The organism is Brevibacillus sp. AY1, assembly GCF_029870785.1.
In the GTDB taxonomy this organism is placed as follows: Bacteria; Bacillota; Bacilli; order Brevibacillales; family Brevibacillaceae; genus Brevibacillus; species Brevibacillus invocatus.
In genome coordinates this window covers 81,442-94,601 of the sequence record NZ_JAFLPN010000009.1, presented here as the reverse complement: position 1 = coordinate 94,601, position 13,160 = coordinate 81,442, and the positions used below count along the sequence as shown (strand labels likewise).

Below are 13,160 nucleotides of genomic sequence, written 5' to 3'. Positions count from 1 at the left end.
AAAGGCGCCAAAACAACAGGGAGCAACCCTCTTGTTCCTGGCACCTTTGCCTTTTACATGTTCACTTGTTGGATAAAATGTTCGTATATTCTGTCACTTTATCCGTGTCTCTACTGTATGACAAGGAAGCAGAAAATGCAAGCGTTTTCGCAGAATCATCCCTCTTCAGGCAGAGTCTTGTGCTTGCGCAGCAGATCAAGAAAAAGCTCCAAAGCTTTCGTGTGAAATGAATGGGACTGCGTGACCAACGAAAATTTTCGTGTCACAGGCGTTCCTGCTATTTTCAAGGTGCTCAGCGTGCCTAGTCTCCGCTCTTTGCGAATCGCCCAAAAGGAAATCAGACTGATACCCAGTCCAGCTTCCACCGATTCCTTGATGATCTGGGTACTGCCGAATTCCATGCGTTTTCTTGGCACGATCTGCAAATCACGGAACATTTTTTCCGCTGCTTCCCTGGTGCCAGAGCCTTCTTCACGCACAATCCAGGTTTCTTCCGCCAGTTCCTCCCTGCTGACCTCCTTTTGGTGAGCCAATCGATGATCCGGTGAGACGATCATGTACATCCGGTCATCTGCAAAAGGCTCCATTTCCAACTTATCCCCTGCATATTCACTCTCGACGATCCCGACATCCAGCTCGCGTGTAGCTACCTGTGCTGAAATGACGCGCGAATTGTGGATCGTGATGGTCGGTGTAATCAGCGGATACAGCTCGCGCAACCTGGCAATTACATGCGGCAGTACGTATTCCCCGTATGTGTAACTGGCCCCAATCGTCAAGTGGCCGCTCGGCGTATGCATCAAATCATGCACCAGGTTCTGCATGTGTTCGTACAGGCCCAGGATTTCTTTGCCATGGTGATAGACGATTTCACCAGCCTTGTTCAAGCGGACGAATTTGTTGCTGCGCTCCAACAGCTTGCAGCCAAGCGTCTGCTCCAGCGATTTGATATATTGGCTCACCGCTGGCTGCGTCATGTGCAGCTCTTCTGCTGCGCGGGAAAAATTTTGACGCTCTGCTACCGTAATCAGCACGCGCAATTGTTGCTCCATCTGTCTATCCCTCCGCTTCTCCTCACTATTATACGCAATTACTTATCATCATTATAGCAATGATTTATTTTCCTTATACAAGTGAATCCCGTATGCTGAGAGTGTAGAACTTGAGGAGGACTGATAGTTTGGGCATTCAACCCCATCGTAACAGCAAGCTTGCTGTAGATAACCAGGCAACATCTACCACCACGGTACCTGCCCCGGCAAGAAATCAGGCTTCTCTTCCTTTGTGGATGGGAGGCATTGCTTTTACATTCCTGGTAGCCTTATTGGGCTACGGATTGTCCAAGGTTCCTTTCTTTGACCGTGTCGGCCCGATGGCTTGCGCGATTTTTATCGCTGTCGCCTATCGACAGCTTTTCGGTTACCCGGAGGCTCTACGCACCGGGATTCAATTCTCCGCCAAGCAGTTGCTTCGCACAGCCATTATTCTATATGGATTAAAGCTGAATATTGAGGTCATTTTCTCCGAAGGACTTGGACTGCTTGTATACGACGCTGGAGTCATCGTATTTTCCATTCTCCTCACGCTGCTGATCGCCAAATGGCTGAAAGCCGAACCCAAGCTCTCTCTGCTGGTCGGTGTCGGGACAGGCGTATGTGGCGCTGCTGCTATCGCTGCCGTGTCACCCATCGTACGGGCAAAAGACGATGAGACAGCGATCAGTGTAGGGATGATTGCGCTCATGGGCACGTTGTTCGCGGTGATGTATACCATCCTCCTGCCGTTTTTGCCTGCCACAGCGGTCGAGTATGGGATTTGGTCCGGGTTGAGTCTGCACGAGCTGGCGCATGTCGCATTGGCTGCTGCACCTGCTGGAGAGGACGCCTTGGCGATGGCTTTGCTAGCCAAGCTGGGACGTGTATTGCTGCTGGTTCCGCTCTGTCTGGTGCTGCTATTGATCATGAAGCGAAAAGGAAATACGGATGGCGATCGCCATACCAAAATCGCCTTTCCCTGGTTCCTGCTCGGTTTCCTCTTCATGAGCTTGTTCGGCAGCTACGTTCTGGGTACCCACATCCCTGTGAACGAAGCCTTTCACTCGACTACAGCGGCCGTCACCACTTTTATTCTGGCAATGGCCATGGTAGGACTGGGTCTGAACATTCATCTGCGCGATCTGCGTAAAGCATCTCGTCCGTTAATCGCCATGACCGTAACTTCCGTTTTGCTATCCATGTTGACGTTTTTATTGATATAACCAAAAACAGCCCTTGCACGGATCAATCACACCGTGCAAGGGCTGCTTTTTTTTATCTTGCTCTATGCGTGCCTACTCGTCCTCCAACAGCATTTTCTCCAACGCCGCCAAAGCTTCCACTTCATCTGATCCGTCCGCGATCAACGTAATTTCGTCGCCTTTGGCAATCGCGGAGGCCATAACGCCCATAATGCTTTTGCCGTTGACGTTTTTATCGTTTTTCACCAGCTTGATCTCGCTGGTAAAGCTGGTTGCCATTTTCACGAAGCTGGCAGCAGGTCTCGCATGAAGACCATGTGACAGCCCGATGACGATTTTCTTTTCTACCATCTGAAGTACCCCCTAGTTGTCAGCCTTTGCTAGCTGGATTTTCACAAAATCCTCGACCTGTTCCGAGGTGCTCATCGACAGGATCTGTTCCGTATCCTTTGCCTTTTCATCACGGCTCATTCTGCTGATCAGCTGGCGAGCAGGCAATATGCTGCTGGCACTCATGCTGAATTCGTCCAGTCCCATCCCCAACAAAATCGGGATCGCTACGAGATCGCCCGCCATTTCTCCGCACATTCCTACCCATTTTCCTTTGGCATGTGCCGCCTCAATCACTTGACGAATCAAGCGCAGTACGGCTGGGTGATATGGCTGGTACAGGTACGCAACCCGTTCATTCATGCGATCTGCTGCCAGGGTATACTGGATGAGATCATTGGTGCCGATACTGAAAAAGTCCACTTCATTTGCAAATACGTCCGCCATCATCGCGGCTGCCGGGATTTCAACCATGATCCCCACTTCGAATGGCTGTGTGAAAACAAAGCCTTTGTCCTGCATGCTTTGCTTCTCTTCCTCCAGGATCGCTTTTGCCTGTCTGAATTCCTCCAGCGTTGCGATCATCGGGAACATGATCTTCAGGTTGCCGTGAACACTGGCTCGCAGCAGGGCGCGCAGCTGCGTTCGGAACAGATCCTGATTGTCCAGACACAACCTGATGGCCCGAAATCCCAGGAATGGATTCATTTCTTCCGGCAAGTCCAAGTAAGGGAGTTGCTTGTCGCCACCGATATCGAGTGTGCGGATCACGACTGGCTTTCCATCCATTAGTTCCAGCACTTGCTTGTATGCTTGGAACTGCTCCTCTTCAGTCGGCAATTCGTCTCGCCCCATATACAGGAACTCCGTGCGGAACAGCCCGACTCCTTCAGCCCCATTGGCCAGTACGTCAGTCAAATCCTGCGGACTTCCGATGTTGGCTGCCAGCTCCACATGATGGCCGTCTCTACTCATCGTCTTTGTCCCCACGAGTTGTGCCCATTCCTCTTTTTGCTTGTCGTATAGGATTTGCTGCTCCTGATAGGCCGCAATCTCTTCTTCGCTCGGATCAATGATCACGATTCCCTCGTGTCCGTCCACAATCAGGGTTACACCAGCCTGTGCCTCACGCGTCATGTCACGCGTGCCTACGACAGCGGGAATTCCCATCGACCGTGCCATGATGGCAGAGTGCGACGTGCGTCCGCCGATATCCGTGACAAAGCCTTTTACAAAGCGTCGATCCAATTGAGCTGTATCCGACGGAGTCAAATCCTTGGCCACAATAATCACTTCATCCTGCAATTGGCTGGGCACAGACAGCTCTACGCCCATCAAGTGTGAGAGAACTCGCTTCGTCACATCCCGAATGTCCGACGCACGCTCTCTCATGTATTCATTATCCATCTGCTCGAATAGCCTGATAAAGCTCTGTGCCACCTCATGCATGGCATGCTCTGCATTGACTTTCTCCTGCTCGATCTTGGCCTGTACCGTATCGACCAATTCCGGGTCTTCGAGGACCATCAGATGCGCTCTGAAAATATCCGCATGCTCCGTCCCCAACTCCTGCTCTACACGCTCGCTGATGTCCAGCAGATCCTCTTTTGCTTTCTCCAAAGCTTCCCGAAAACGACTCATTTCAGTGCCGGTATCTTCGACCAAGACGGACTGAATGTGCAAATCCGAATTGTCCAGTAGCAGCGCTTTGCCGATTACAATCCCCGCTGAAGCTTTCACACCCGTAATTTTTCGAGACATCTGACTCCCACCTTTCCCATCTATACCTTGCATCCGTTATAGAGACGCTGCGTGTCTGAGTATGATCGCCTCAAGCGGATGTCCTTCCGGTATGTTTGTATGTTTGTGCAACGCCTGCTTCAACCCTGACTGTTGAATATCCTGCTGGATGCTCACAGCTTCCGGATCTTCTCGGTCATCGAACCGCAGAGCTGCAGCAATAGCCAAGCCCAGATATTCGGGTACAATTCCTTTTTCCACACATTGCATCGCCGGCCCCACCAGCCGATCATTCGGGGAAAGCTTGCGGATCGGGCTGCGTCCTACTCGAGTCACCCGGTCGGCCAGTATGGGGTTGGTGAATCGCTCCAGAATTTTCTCCCTGTACTTGTCTTGCGTGTCCTTGTCAAAGCCATGCTTTTGCTCCAGCAAGGCTCCCGTTTCTTCCAAGGCTCCACGAACGGCTTTCAAAATGGAATCATCCTTTATCGACTCATGGATGGTGGCAATCCCCTTCTGATAACCCAGATAAGCGATGACAGCATGACCTGTATTGACGGTAAACAGCTTTCTCTCAATATATGGCCAGATGCGATCCACATACGTAACGCCTTCGATCTGCGGCAATTCCCCGATCACTTGAGATTGATCCACGACCCATTCAAAAAAAGGCTCTACTGTCACGAGCAGCTTATCTTCATGCTGCTGCAAGGGTACGATGCGATCCACGGCAGCATTTGGAAAACCGATCAGCTGGTCTGCCCTGCTCTGAGACTCTTCGTCCAAAAAGCGAAACACATGCTGCTTCAAGTGCTCGCTTCCGCCAATCATGTTTTCACAGGCAATCACGTTTAAGGTACATTGGTTTCCTTTTATTCGCCGGGAAATACCCTGCGCTATGGCCGCCGCAATGTGGGGGAGCACATGTGGCCCCACTGCTGTTGTGACAAGGTCAGCGCCTGCGATCGCGTCAGCTACGGCACTTTCATCGCGACCATCTATTGCCGTAACACCCTCAACGGTCGTCAACGGAGCTCCCTCCATCGCCAGTTGAACCTGATACGCTTGCCTGGACTGCAGCTCTTCGACCAATTCCTGATTCACATCGACAAACACGACCTCGTAGCCTGCCTGATTCAGGAGCAGACCGATAAAGCCACGCCCAATATTTCCAGCTCCAAAATGTACGGCCTTTTTCATGACTTACAACCCCTTTTCAAACAGGGCCAAGATCTCATCCGCAGTCTTCGCTTGTGCTGCCTGCTTGACGTTTTCTTCCTCCGAGCAAATGATGGCAATCTCCGACAGGACCTCCAAGTGTTCATCCCCGACTGCTGCGATCCCGAACAGAAGATATGCTGTATTTCCCTCGCCAAAATCAACCCCATCCGGAACCTGCACGACGGAAATTCCCGTGGACTTGATTTCTTGCTTGGATTCGTTGGTTCCGTGTGGAATTGCTACACCACTGCCGATATAGGTAGTCGCCAGCTCTTCGCGTTCCTGCATTTTTGCGACATACTCCTCTGTTACGTGACCTGCTTTCACCAGCAATTCACCAGCCAGACGGATCGCTTCTTGCTTATCTTTTGGCTTTGCCTGCAGCATGATTTTTTCTTTCGTCAGTATTTGTGTCATCTCTTTCTCTCCAATCCTGTCTTTTTCAGGCAAAAGGCAAATAATCCTTCTGCCAGATACTCTGCAATTCGTTGCTGTTCCTCTGTTTCCAGGACTGCTTGCATCTCTTCCTCAATCAGCATGGAGCTGATCTCACTCAATACTTCCAGCCCTTCCTTGCCCACGTCATGGGGGCCCAGAAGCAGTAATATCCTCCGAACAGACATCTCCTGCTCATCCATCGACTTCAAGAGAATCGGCTCACGCAAAAGGTGGATCGTAAAGGAGGTCTTGTTCACCTCTTCATACTTGCCGTGGAACAAAGCCATTGAAGTGCCGGGAATCCCTAAACCTCCAAGCTTTTCTCGCTGCAGCAGCTTCTCCACCACCGCTTCTTCCTGCCGAATGATTCCACTGAATCTGAGCTCTGTACATATCTGCAGCATGAGCTCCTTGATGCCCTGGCCTTCATTGGTCCAGGTTCGTATCTGCAGACCGTCCACCAGTTCGACTGCATAACTGGTGTACCGTTGCGTATCACGCAGTCGCTTGAACGGCTGTTCAAAGGTAGCTGGCGTTATCATTTCCTTTTGAACCGACAGCATTTTTCCCTTCTGATGCAAATGCACCTTGATCTTTTGAATATCATCCGGTGGCAGCAAGGGGCTGACGACAACATATTCCAGCGTATTTATTGGTAACGGGATCGTCGAGATAATCACATCGTACTCGCTCTTGGGGATGCGCCCCACATCGAATACAGACAGATTTTGCAGACTGACGATCTCCGGAAAATCCTTTTTTAATCGCGTCGCCAAAATTTTGGAGGACCCGATACCGCTTGAGCAGACCACCAATGCCCGATATCGCTGCTGTTCCTGCTTTGAGCGCTCTACCGCTGCCCCGATATGCATGACCAGATAACCCACTTCCTCATCTGGCACGACCAAGTCAGGAAACAATTGGGTACATGCCTCACGCGTTACCGCAAACAGCTCCGGGTAATTGCTCTTGATCTGATTCAGGATCGGATTGCGTATCTCCAATTTGGATTTCAGTCGATAGAGCGCAGGCTCTAGGTGTGTGAGCAGCCCGTGGAAAAGGGAATTGTCATCCCTGAGTGATACACCCAACCGCTCTTCACAAAACTGAATCAGCCGCTGCGTCATATCCATCAGCTCTGCATTCACTGGCCAGAGCCATTCATCCTGGGAGTTCCGCAGCTTGGCCCCTCGCAAATGCATCGTGATGTACCCGATCTCTGCAGTAGGCATCTCGATTTGAAATAACTGCTCCATCTGTTTCATAATTTTTTGGGCAACCTGATATTCCATTGTTTGCGACAATTCCATGAGCGTCGTTTCGTCAAAAAGAATGTTTTCCCCTTTTTCCACACGCTCCACCGTCAGCGCAAGATGAGTAACCAGCCCAATATATGCGCTATCGGCAAGGGGATAAGGTAAATCGTGTTCCAGCAGCTTTAAAGCATTTTCAACCTTGATCAGCTTTTCCTTGTTGATCAGCTCCAACAGTCGTTCTGTCAAGGAATCGGCATCACGCATGGACTTATGCTGAATGTTGTCCTTGATGATCCCAATCAGTTCGTGATCGTCCAGATGGTCGGCAATCAAACGGCTGATCGCCCTTCTTTTCGCTGACTCTGAACCTAAAAGCTCAACCCCATACCCTCTTTTGCGCAACAGGGAAAGCTCCACCGAAGCCAGCTTGCTTTCCAGCTCATCCAGGTCATGACTGATCGTAGCTTTCGTCACCTTGAGATCGATGGCGAGCGAGATCAGCTTGACGGGCTCTGTAGCTTCGAGGAGTGAACAGAGAATCATCACATGCCGTTCCTCCGCCGTAAACTCCGTTGTTGCCTGCTGCAGGACCGCGATACGCAGCTGTTGTTTTTGCTCGTCGGTACCCAGCAGCTCCACTCCAGAACCTGCTTTGCGCACGAATTCCAGCCCATTCTGATGAAACAACGCTTCCAAGCTATCCAGTTCACGGAGAATCGTTCGTGCACTTACTTTGATTTGAGCGGCAATGCCACCTACAGTCCAACCCTTCGGCTCTTGCAGTAACAGCTCAATAATCGCCCTTTGCCGCGAAGATACACTCACTTTTCCATCCCCCTAGTAGAAAGAAGGATAACGCTAGCTCTCACTAGCGTTATTTCCTTTATACAAGACGTTTGACCAATTTGTCGTACTCGGGACTGTTCAGGAAGTTTTCGATGGAAATATGCTCTGCTGCAGGTGCTTTGACCTGGGCCCGACTCGTGAGCGATTTGTGGGTAATGATGATATCCGCATCATCTGGAATATCGTTGATCGCTGTATTGATGACGGTGATTTCATCCAGACCAGCCTCTTTGAATTTTTTTCGCAGAGTTGCCGCACCCATCGCACTGGATCCCATGCCTGCATCGCAGGAAAATACCACTTTTTTGACTTCTGAAGCCATGGTCACTGTACTCTCTTCCATTTTCGCAGCAGCTACTTGATTTCCTTTTAATTCCTTCATTTTTTCTGTAGCCTGCTCCAATTCGTCATCATTGGATTGACTGCTCATTTTCAATAATGCTGCCGCGATCAGGAAGGAAACAACGGTAGCTCCAACTACACCCGCCAGCACCGGAAGCAGCCCACCACGCGGTGCCATCGCACTCAGGGCAAAAATACTACCTGGAGACGGAGGTGCCACCAGACCTGCTCCCAGAAGAGTGAAGATGAACACTCCAGCCATACCGCCACCGATTACAGCCAGAATCAGACGCGGATTCATCAAGATATATGGGAAGTAAATCTCATGGATTCCACCGAAGAAGTGAATGATTACTGCCCCTGGAGCAGATTGCTTGGCGTTGCCTCTTCCAACAAGCCAATACGCCAATAGTATCCCCAAACCAGGACCTGGATTGGTCTCCAGCAGGAAAAAGATCGACTGCCCTGCTTTTGCCGCCTCGTCCAGACCGATCGGGCTCAAGATTCCGTGGTTGATCGCATTGTTCAAAAACAGGATCTTGGCTGGTTCGATCAGGATGTTTGCCAATGGCAACAGACCCAAATTCACAATTCCTTGTACCCCAGCGGCCAACAGATTGCTCAATCCCTCCACCACTGGACCAATCGAGCTAAACGCCAGAAGCGTCAGGATACCGCCTACAATACCGGCTGAGAAATTGTTGACCAGCATCTCAAAGCCGGTGCGAATTTTCCCATCCAGCATCTGGTCGACCTTTTTCATGCACCATCCGCCGAGTGGCCCCATAATCATCGCGCCTAAGAACATCGGGATGTCAGCCCCTACGACTACACCCATCGTAGCAACCGCCCCTACGACACCCCCGCGGACATCATGGATCATTTTACCTCCTGTATAACCAATCAAAAGCGGAAGCAGATAGGTAATCATCGGTCCTACGAGCTTAGCCAGGTCTTCGTTCGGCAGCCAGCCTGTTGGGATAAATAAGGCAGTGATGAGTCCCCACGCGATAAAAGCACCGATATTCGGCATAACCATCGCGCTTAAAAAACGTCCAAACTTTTGTACTCTGACCCGAATTCCTCCTGATGACTCGTTATTTGTGACCATCTCCATACTGAACCCTCCTTTACCTGTTCTTTACCTGTTGATTGATTGATGACAAAACTAAACTATTCGTTTATCTACCTAGAATATAAAGCGTTTACATTTGCATCTCAACAAATTCAAAGCGCTACTTTGTCGCCAGCAATGTTGACAAAATTGAATTGAAAATACAAAAAGCCGATGCATCCTGCTTTGCATCGGCTTTGTATCGCTATTTTTTCTCTTACCGTTGTTTATTATACGTTCTGCCGCTGGACTCCCCAGAGCGTGGACGAGATTCACCGCTTTTTGGACGATACTCGCCACTGCGCGGGCGATATTCGCCACCGCCACGATACTCCCCTCCGCCGGAACGAGGACGGAATGGACGTTTTCCACCGAAACCGCTGCCTTGACCACCTTTACCTTTTGGCGGGAATTTTTTCTTGCTCACACGCAAAGGCGATTCTTCAGTCAGGTGAACAGGGGTTGTATTCGGCTCTTTCGTCAGCATCTTGAGGGCAGCAGATACCAGTGTTACGGAGTCCACATCCTCCAGCAGCTGTTCAGCCAGCGTTTTGTATTCAGCCAGATTGTCTCTTCCGCTCGCTTCCAGCAGCTTTTCTACAGCCATACGCTGCTGTCCTTCCAACGCCTCGTTCATGCTTGGAACGGAACGACGCTCCATTCGGCGATTGGTAGCACGCTCGATCAGACGCAAATGGTCGATTTCACGCGGTGTCACAAAGGTAATGGATTGACCGGTTTTCCCTGCACGCCCCGTTCTTCCGATCCGGTGTACGTAGCTCTCCGAGTCCTGTGGGATGTCGAAGTTGAATACATGCGTCACGCCGCTGATATCCAATCCACGAGCAGCCACGTCAGTCGCTACCAGGACTTCAATCGTACCTTCTTTAAACTTGCGCAGTACACTGTCCCGCTTCGCCTGGTTCAGGTCTCCGTGGATGCCTTCTGCGCCATAGCCGCGCTTGGTCAGTGCCTCGGACAACTCATCTACTCTGCGCTTGGTTCTGCCAAAGATAATAGCCAGTTCTGGAGAGTGGATATCCAACAAGCGGCACAGTACATCAAACTTCTGCTTCTCTGCCACTTCCATATACTGCTGCTCAATATTCGGTACGGTCACTTCTTTTGCCTTTACCGAGATCATGGTTGGATCATTCATGAATTGCTGAGCAATTTCCTGGATCGCGCGCGGCATGGTCGCTGAGAACAGCAGAGTTTGACGCTGATCTGGTACTTCTTGCAGGATTTCCTTGATATCGTCAATGAAACCCATGTTCAGCATTTCATCTGCTTCATCCAGCACGACGATTTCAATCGCATCGAGACGAATCGTTCTTCTTCTCATATGGTCCATAAAACGACCTGGTGTAGCCACGATAATTTGTGGACGTTTTTTCAACGCCTTGATCTGACGTGTAATGTCCTGACCGCCATAGATTGGCAAGGCAGAGATATTTTTGAACTGCGCAATCTTGTTGATCTCTTCGGCAACCTGCACAGCCAATTCACGTGTCGGGGTCAAAACAACCCCTTGGATGTTTCCGCTTTGCTCGTCGAGACGCTCTACGAGTGGAATACCAAAGGCAGCCGTTTTTCCTGTTCCTGTTTGCGCTTGACCGATCAGGTCTTTCCCTTGCAACGCTACAGGTACGGTTTGTACCTGGATCGCGGTCGCCTCTTCAAAACCCATGCTGCCCAGCGCCCGTACGATAGAGTGATGTAATCCAAAATCATAAAAAGTAGTCAATGCTTTTCAGTCTCCTTTTTTTCAAACCTTCTTCTATAAAATTCTCACTAAAAAAGGGCACTATTCCTTACGATCCGGAACATGCCCTTTATCCCTGATTGTACGTAGCACCCTAGAAAGAACACAACCGTAATCGTACCATGCCTTTACGTAAAAAGCAATGAATGATAAGAAAAAGAACCGCTCTTCCATGAAAAGCGGCTTTTTCCCACTATTTTCTATTAAGACAGGCCGTTAATTTGCCCTTTTGAGTCCACATACAGCGATTCCGCAGCCGGTTTCTTCGGCAAACCTGGCATGGTCATCAAGCTGCCGGTCAACACAACAATAAATCTAGCTCCCGCAGAGAGGCGAATCTCACTGACCGAGATCGTAAAGTTGGTCGGAGCCCCCAAAACATCTGCCCGATCCGTAAAGGAATACGGCGTTTTGGCCATGCACACCGGAAGATGCGACAGGCCCATTTCCTCTACTTTTCGCAGTGTTTTTAACGCTGCAGGCGCATACACCACATCGGAGCCGCGGTAAATTTCCCGGACGATCGTCTCCACTTTTGTTTGGATCGATTGCTCTTCGTTATACAGGTAATGGAATTCGGAGGACTGCTCTGCGGCACGCGCTACTTTTTCAGCCAGGTCTACGCCACCGGCTCCACCATGTTCCCAAACACTGGACAAGGATGCCTCTACCCCAAGCTCCCGGCAAAGCTCGAATACCGTATCTATCTCTGCCTGAGCATCGGTAATAAAGTGATTGACGGCTACCACAGCAGGCACACCGAACTTGCGAATGTTTTCAATATGACGCTTCACGTTCTCAAAGCCGCGCTTCACGGCTTGCAGATCTTCCGCTTGCAGATCCGCCACTTTGACTCCACCGTTGAATTTCAAGGCGCGAACGGAAATGACGACAACCGCCGCTGACGGTGTGAGACCTGCTTTTCGACATTTGATATTGAAAAACTTCTCTGCGCCCAGATCGGCTCCAAATCCAGCCTCAGTCACGACATAATCAGCCAGCTTCAGTGCTGTTTTGGTCGCTACCACACTGCTGCAGCCATGTGCGATATTGGCAAAAGGCCCCCCGTGAATCAGCACAGGTGTCCCCTCAATTGTCTGTACCAAGTTGGGCTTGATTGCGTCCTTCAACAGCACGCACATCGCCTCTACTGCCTGAATATCATTCGCACGAACGGGTTGATCATCCTGATCGTAGCCGACAATGATCTGGTTCAATCTCTCGCGCAGATCGTCTATATTTTCACTCAGGCACAAAATAGCCATGATTTCGGATGCGGTCGTAATCATAAAACCGTCTTCACGTGTCATGCCGTTTCCATCGCCCAGTCCCACCACAATATTGCGTAGTGCCCGGTCATTCATATCCATAGCGCGCTTCCAGACGATTTTTTTCGTGTTGATGCGCAGCACGTTGCCGTGATGAATGTGATTGTCCACCATTGCAGCCAACAGATTGTGTGCGGATGTAATCGCATGAATATCTCCCGTAAAATGCAGGTTGATTTCGTCTGCGGGAAGAATTTGCGCTTTTCCGCTTCCTGTAGCTCCGCCTTTTATTCCCATACACGGTCCAAGAGATGGTTCCCTCAAAGCAGCCACAGTCTTTTTCCCAATCAGATTGAGAGACTGGGACAACCCAATCGTGGTCAAGGTCTTCCCTGCACCTGCCGGATTCGGGTTCATCGCCGTAACCAGGATCAATTTGCCATCCGGCCGATCCTTGATGTCATCCCATAGCTCAGCCGCCAATTTTGCCTTATATTTACCGTATTGATCCAGATGTTCCTCTGAAATCCCTACCTGCCTGGCAATCTCGACAATCGGTTTCATCAGTATCCCCCTGCATTTCGTGAAATTGGCATACAACCTT

At 50.3% G+C, this 13,160-nt stretch carries 10 protein-coding genes; 1 reads left to right on the top strand and 9 read right to left on the bottom strand.

The window, feature by feature from the left end; all coding sequences use genetic code 11:
* Window positions 1–155 precede the first annotated feature (155 nt).
* Window positions 156–1,052, bottom strand: coding sequence for a LysR family transcriptional regulator (locus JZI27_RS10390; protein WP_280207474.1), 897 nt, complete (start codon window positions 1,050–1,052; stop codon window positions 156–158).
* A 236-nt stretch (window positions 1,053–1,288) separates the two neighbouring features.
* On the opposite strand from JZI27_RS10390, the gene JZI27_RS10385 reads away from it, so the two are divergent.
* Window positions 1,289–2,257: a YeiH family protein gene (locus JZI27_RS10385; protein WP_280207493.1), complete on the top strand. Its 969-nt coding sequence runs from the start codon at window positions 1,289–1,291 to the stop codon at window positions 2,255–2,257.
* 72 nt (window positions 2,258–2,329) lie between these two features.
* On the opposite strand, the gene JZI27_RS10380 is transcribed toward JZI27_RS10385, so the two are convergent.
* From JZI27_RS10380 to JZI27_RS10345, 8 genes are all read right to left on the bottom strand, one after another.
* Window positions 2,330–2,587 (bottom strand): HPr family phosphocarrier protein, encoded by a 258-nt coding sequence (locus JZI27_RS10380; protein WP_122908026.1) that lies wholly within the window; start codon window positions 2,585–2,587, stop codon window positions 2,330–2,332.
* Between the two features lie 12 nt (window positions 2,588–2,599).
* Window positions 2,600–4,327, bottom strand: coding sequence for a phosphoenolpyruvate--protein phosphotransferase (gene ptsP / locus JZI27_RS10375; protein ID WP_280207473.1), 1,728 nt, complete (start codon window positions 4,325–4,327; stop codon window positions 2,600–2,602).
* Between the two features lie 36 nt (window positions 4,328–4,363).
* Window positions 4,364–5,506 (bottom strand): mannitol-1-phosphate 5-dehydrogenase, encoded by a 1,143-nt coding sequence (locus JZI27_RS10370; RefSeq protein WP_280207472.1) that lies wholly within the window; start codon window positions 5,504–5,506, stop codon window positions 4,364–4,366.
* 3 nt (window positions 5,507–5,509) lie between these two features.
* Entirely contained in the window at window positions 5,510–5,944 is a 435-nt protein-coding gene (locus JZI27_RS10365) for a PTS mannitol transporter subunit IIA (RefSeq protein WP_280207471.1), read from the bottom strand.
* Entirely contained in the window at window positions 5,941–8,046 is a 2,106-nt protein-coding gene (locus JZI27_RS10360) for a BglG family transcription antiterminator (protein ID WP_280207470.1), read from the bottom strand. The genes JZI27_RS10365 and JZI27_RS10360 overlap by 4 nt, the downstream gene beginning before the upstream one ends.
* A gap of 58 nt (window positions 8,047–8,104) precedes the next feature.
* Complete coding sequence (locus JZI27_RS10355; RefSeq protein WP_280207469.1) at window positions 8,105–9,526, bottom strand: PTS mannitol transporter subunit IIBC; 1,422 nt, start codon at window positions 9,524–9,526, stop codon at window positions 8,105–8,107.
* Between the two features lie 214 nt (window positions 9,527–9,740).
* Window positions 9,741–11,270, bottom strand: a complete 1,530-nt coding sequence (gene cshA / locus JZI27_RS10350; protein ID WP_251242713.1) for a degradosome RNA helicase CshA — start codon at window positions 11,268–11,270, stop codon at window positions 9,741–9,743.
* Window positions 11,271–11,491: 221 nt separating this feature from the next.
* On the bottom strand, window positions 11,492–13,120 hold the full coding sequence (locus JZI27_RS10345) for a formate--tetrahydrofolate ligase (RefSeq protein WP_280207468.1): 1,629 nt from the start codon (window positions 13,118–13,120) through the stop codon (window positions 11,492–11,494).
* Window positions 13,121–13,160: the final 40 nt, after the last annotated feature.

Excerpts from the sequence above, each read along its gene's own strand:
- JZI27_RS10370 (WP_280207472.1), bottom strand. The coding sequence starts at position 5,506 with ATGAAAAAGGCCGTACATTTTGGAGCTGGAAATATTGGGCGTGGCTTT.
- JZI27_RS10365 (WP_280207471.1), bottom strand. The coding sequence starts at position 5,944 with ATGACACAAATACTGACGAAAGAAAAAATCATGCTGCAGGCAAAGCCA.
- JZI27_RS10380 (WP_122908026.1), bottom strand. The coding sequence starts at position 2,587 with ATGGTAGAAAAGAAAATCGTCATCGGGCTGTCACATGGTCTTCATGCG.
- JZI27_RS10345 (WP_280207468.1), bottom strand. The coding sequence starts at position 13,120 with ATGAAACCGATTGTCGAGATTGCCAGGCAGGTAGGGATTTCAGAGGAA.
- JZI27_RS10385 (WP_280207493.1), top strand. The coding sequence starts at position 1,289 with ATGGGAGGCATTGCTTTTACATTCCTGGTAGCCTTATTGGGCTACGGA.
- JZI27_RS10390 (WP_280207474.1), bottom strand. The coding sequence starts at position 1,052 with ATGGAGCAACAATTGCGCGTGCTGATTACGGTAGCAGAGCGTCAAAAT.
- ptsP (WP_280207473.1), bottom strand. The coding sequence starts at position 4,327 with ATGTCTCGAAAAATTACGGGTGTGAAAGCTTCAGCGGGGATTGTAATC.
- JZI27_RS10355 (WP_280207469.1), bottom strand. The coding sequence starts at position 9,526 with ATGGAGATGGTCACAAATAACGAGTCATCAGGAGGAATTCGGGTCAGA.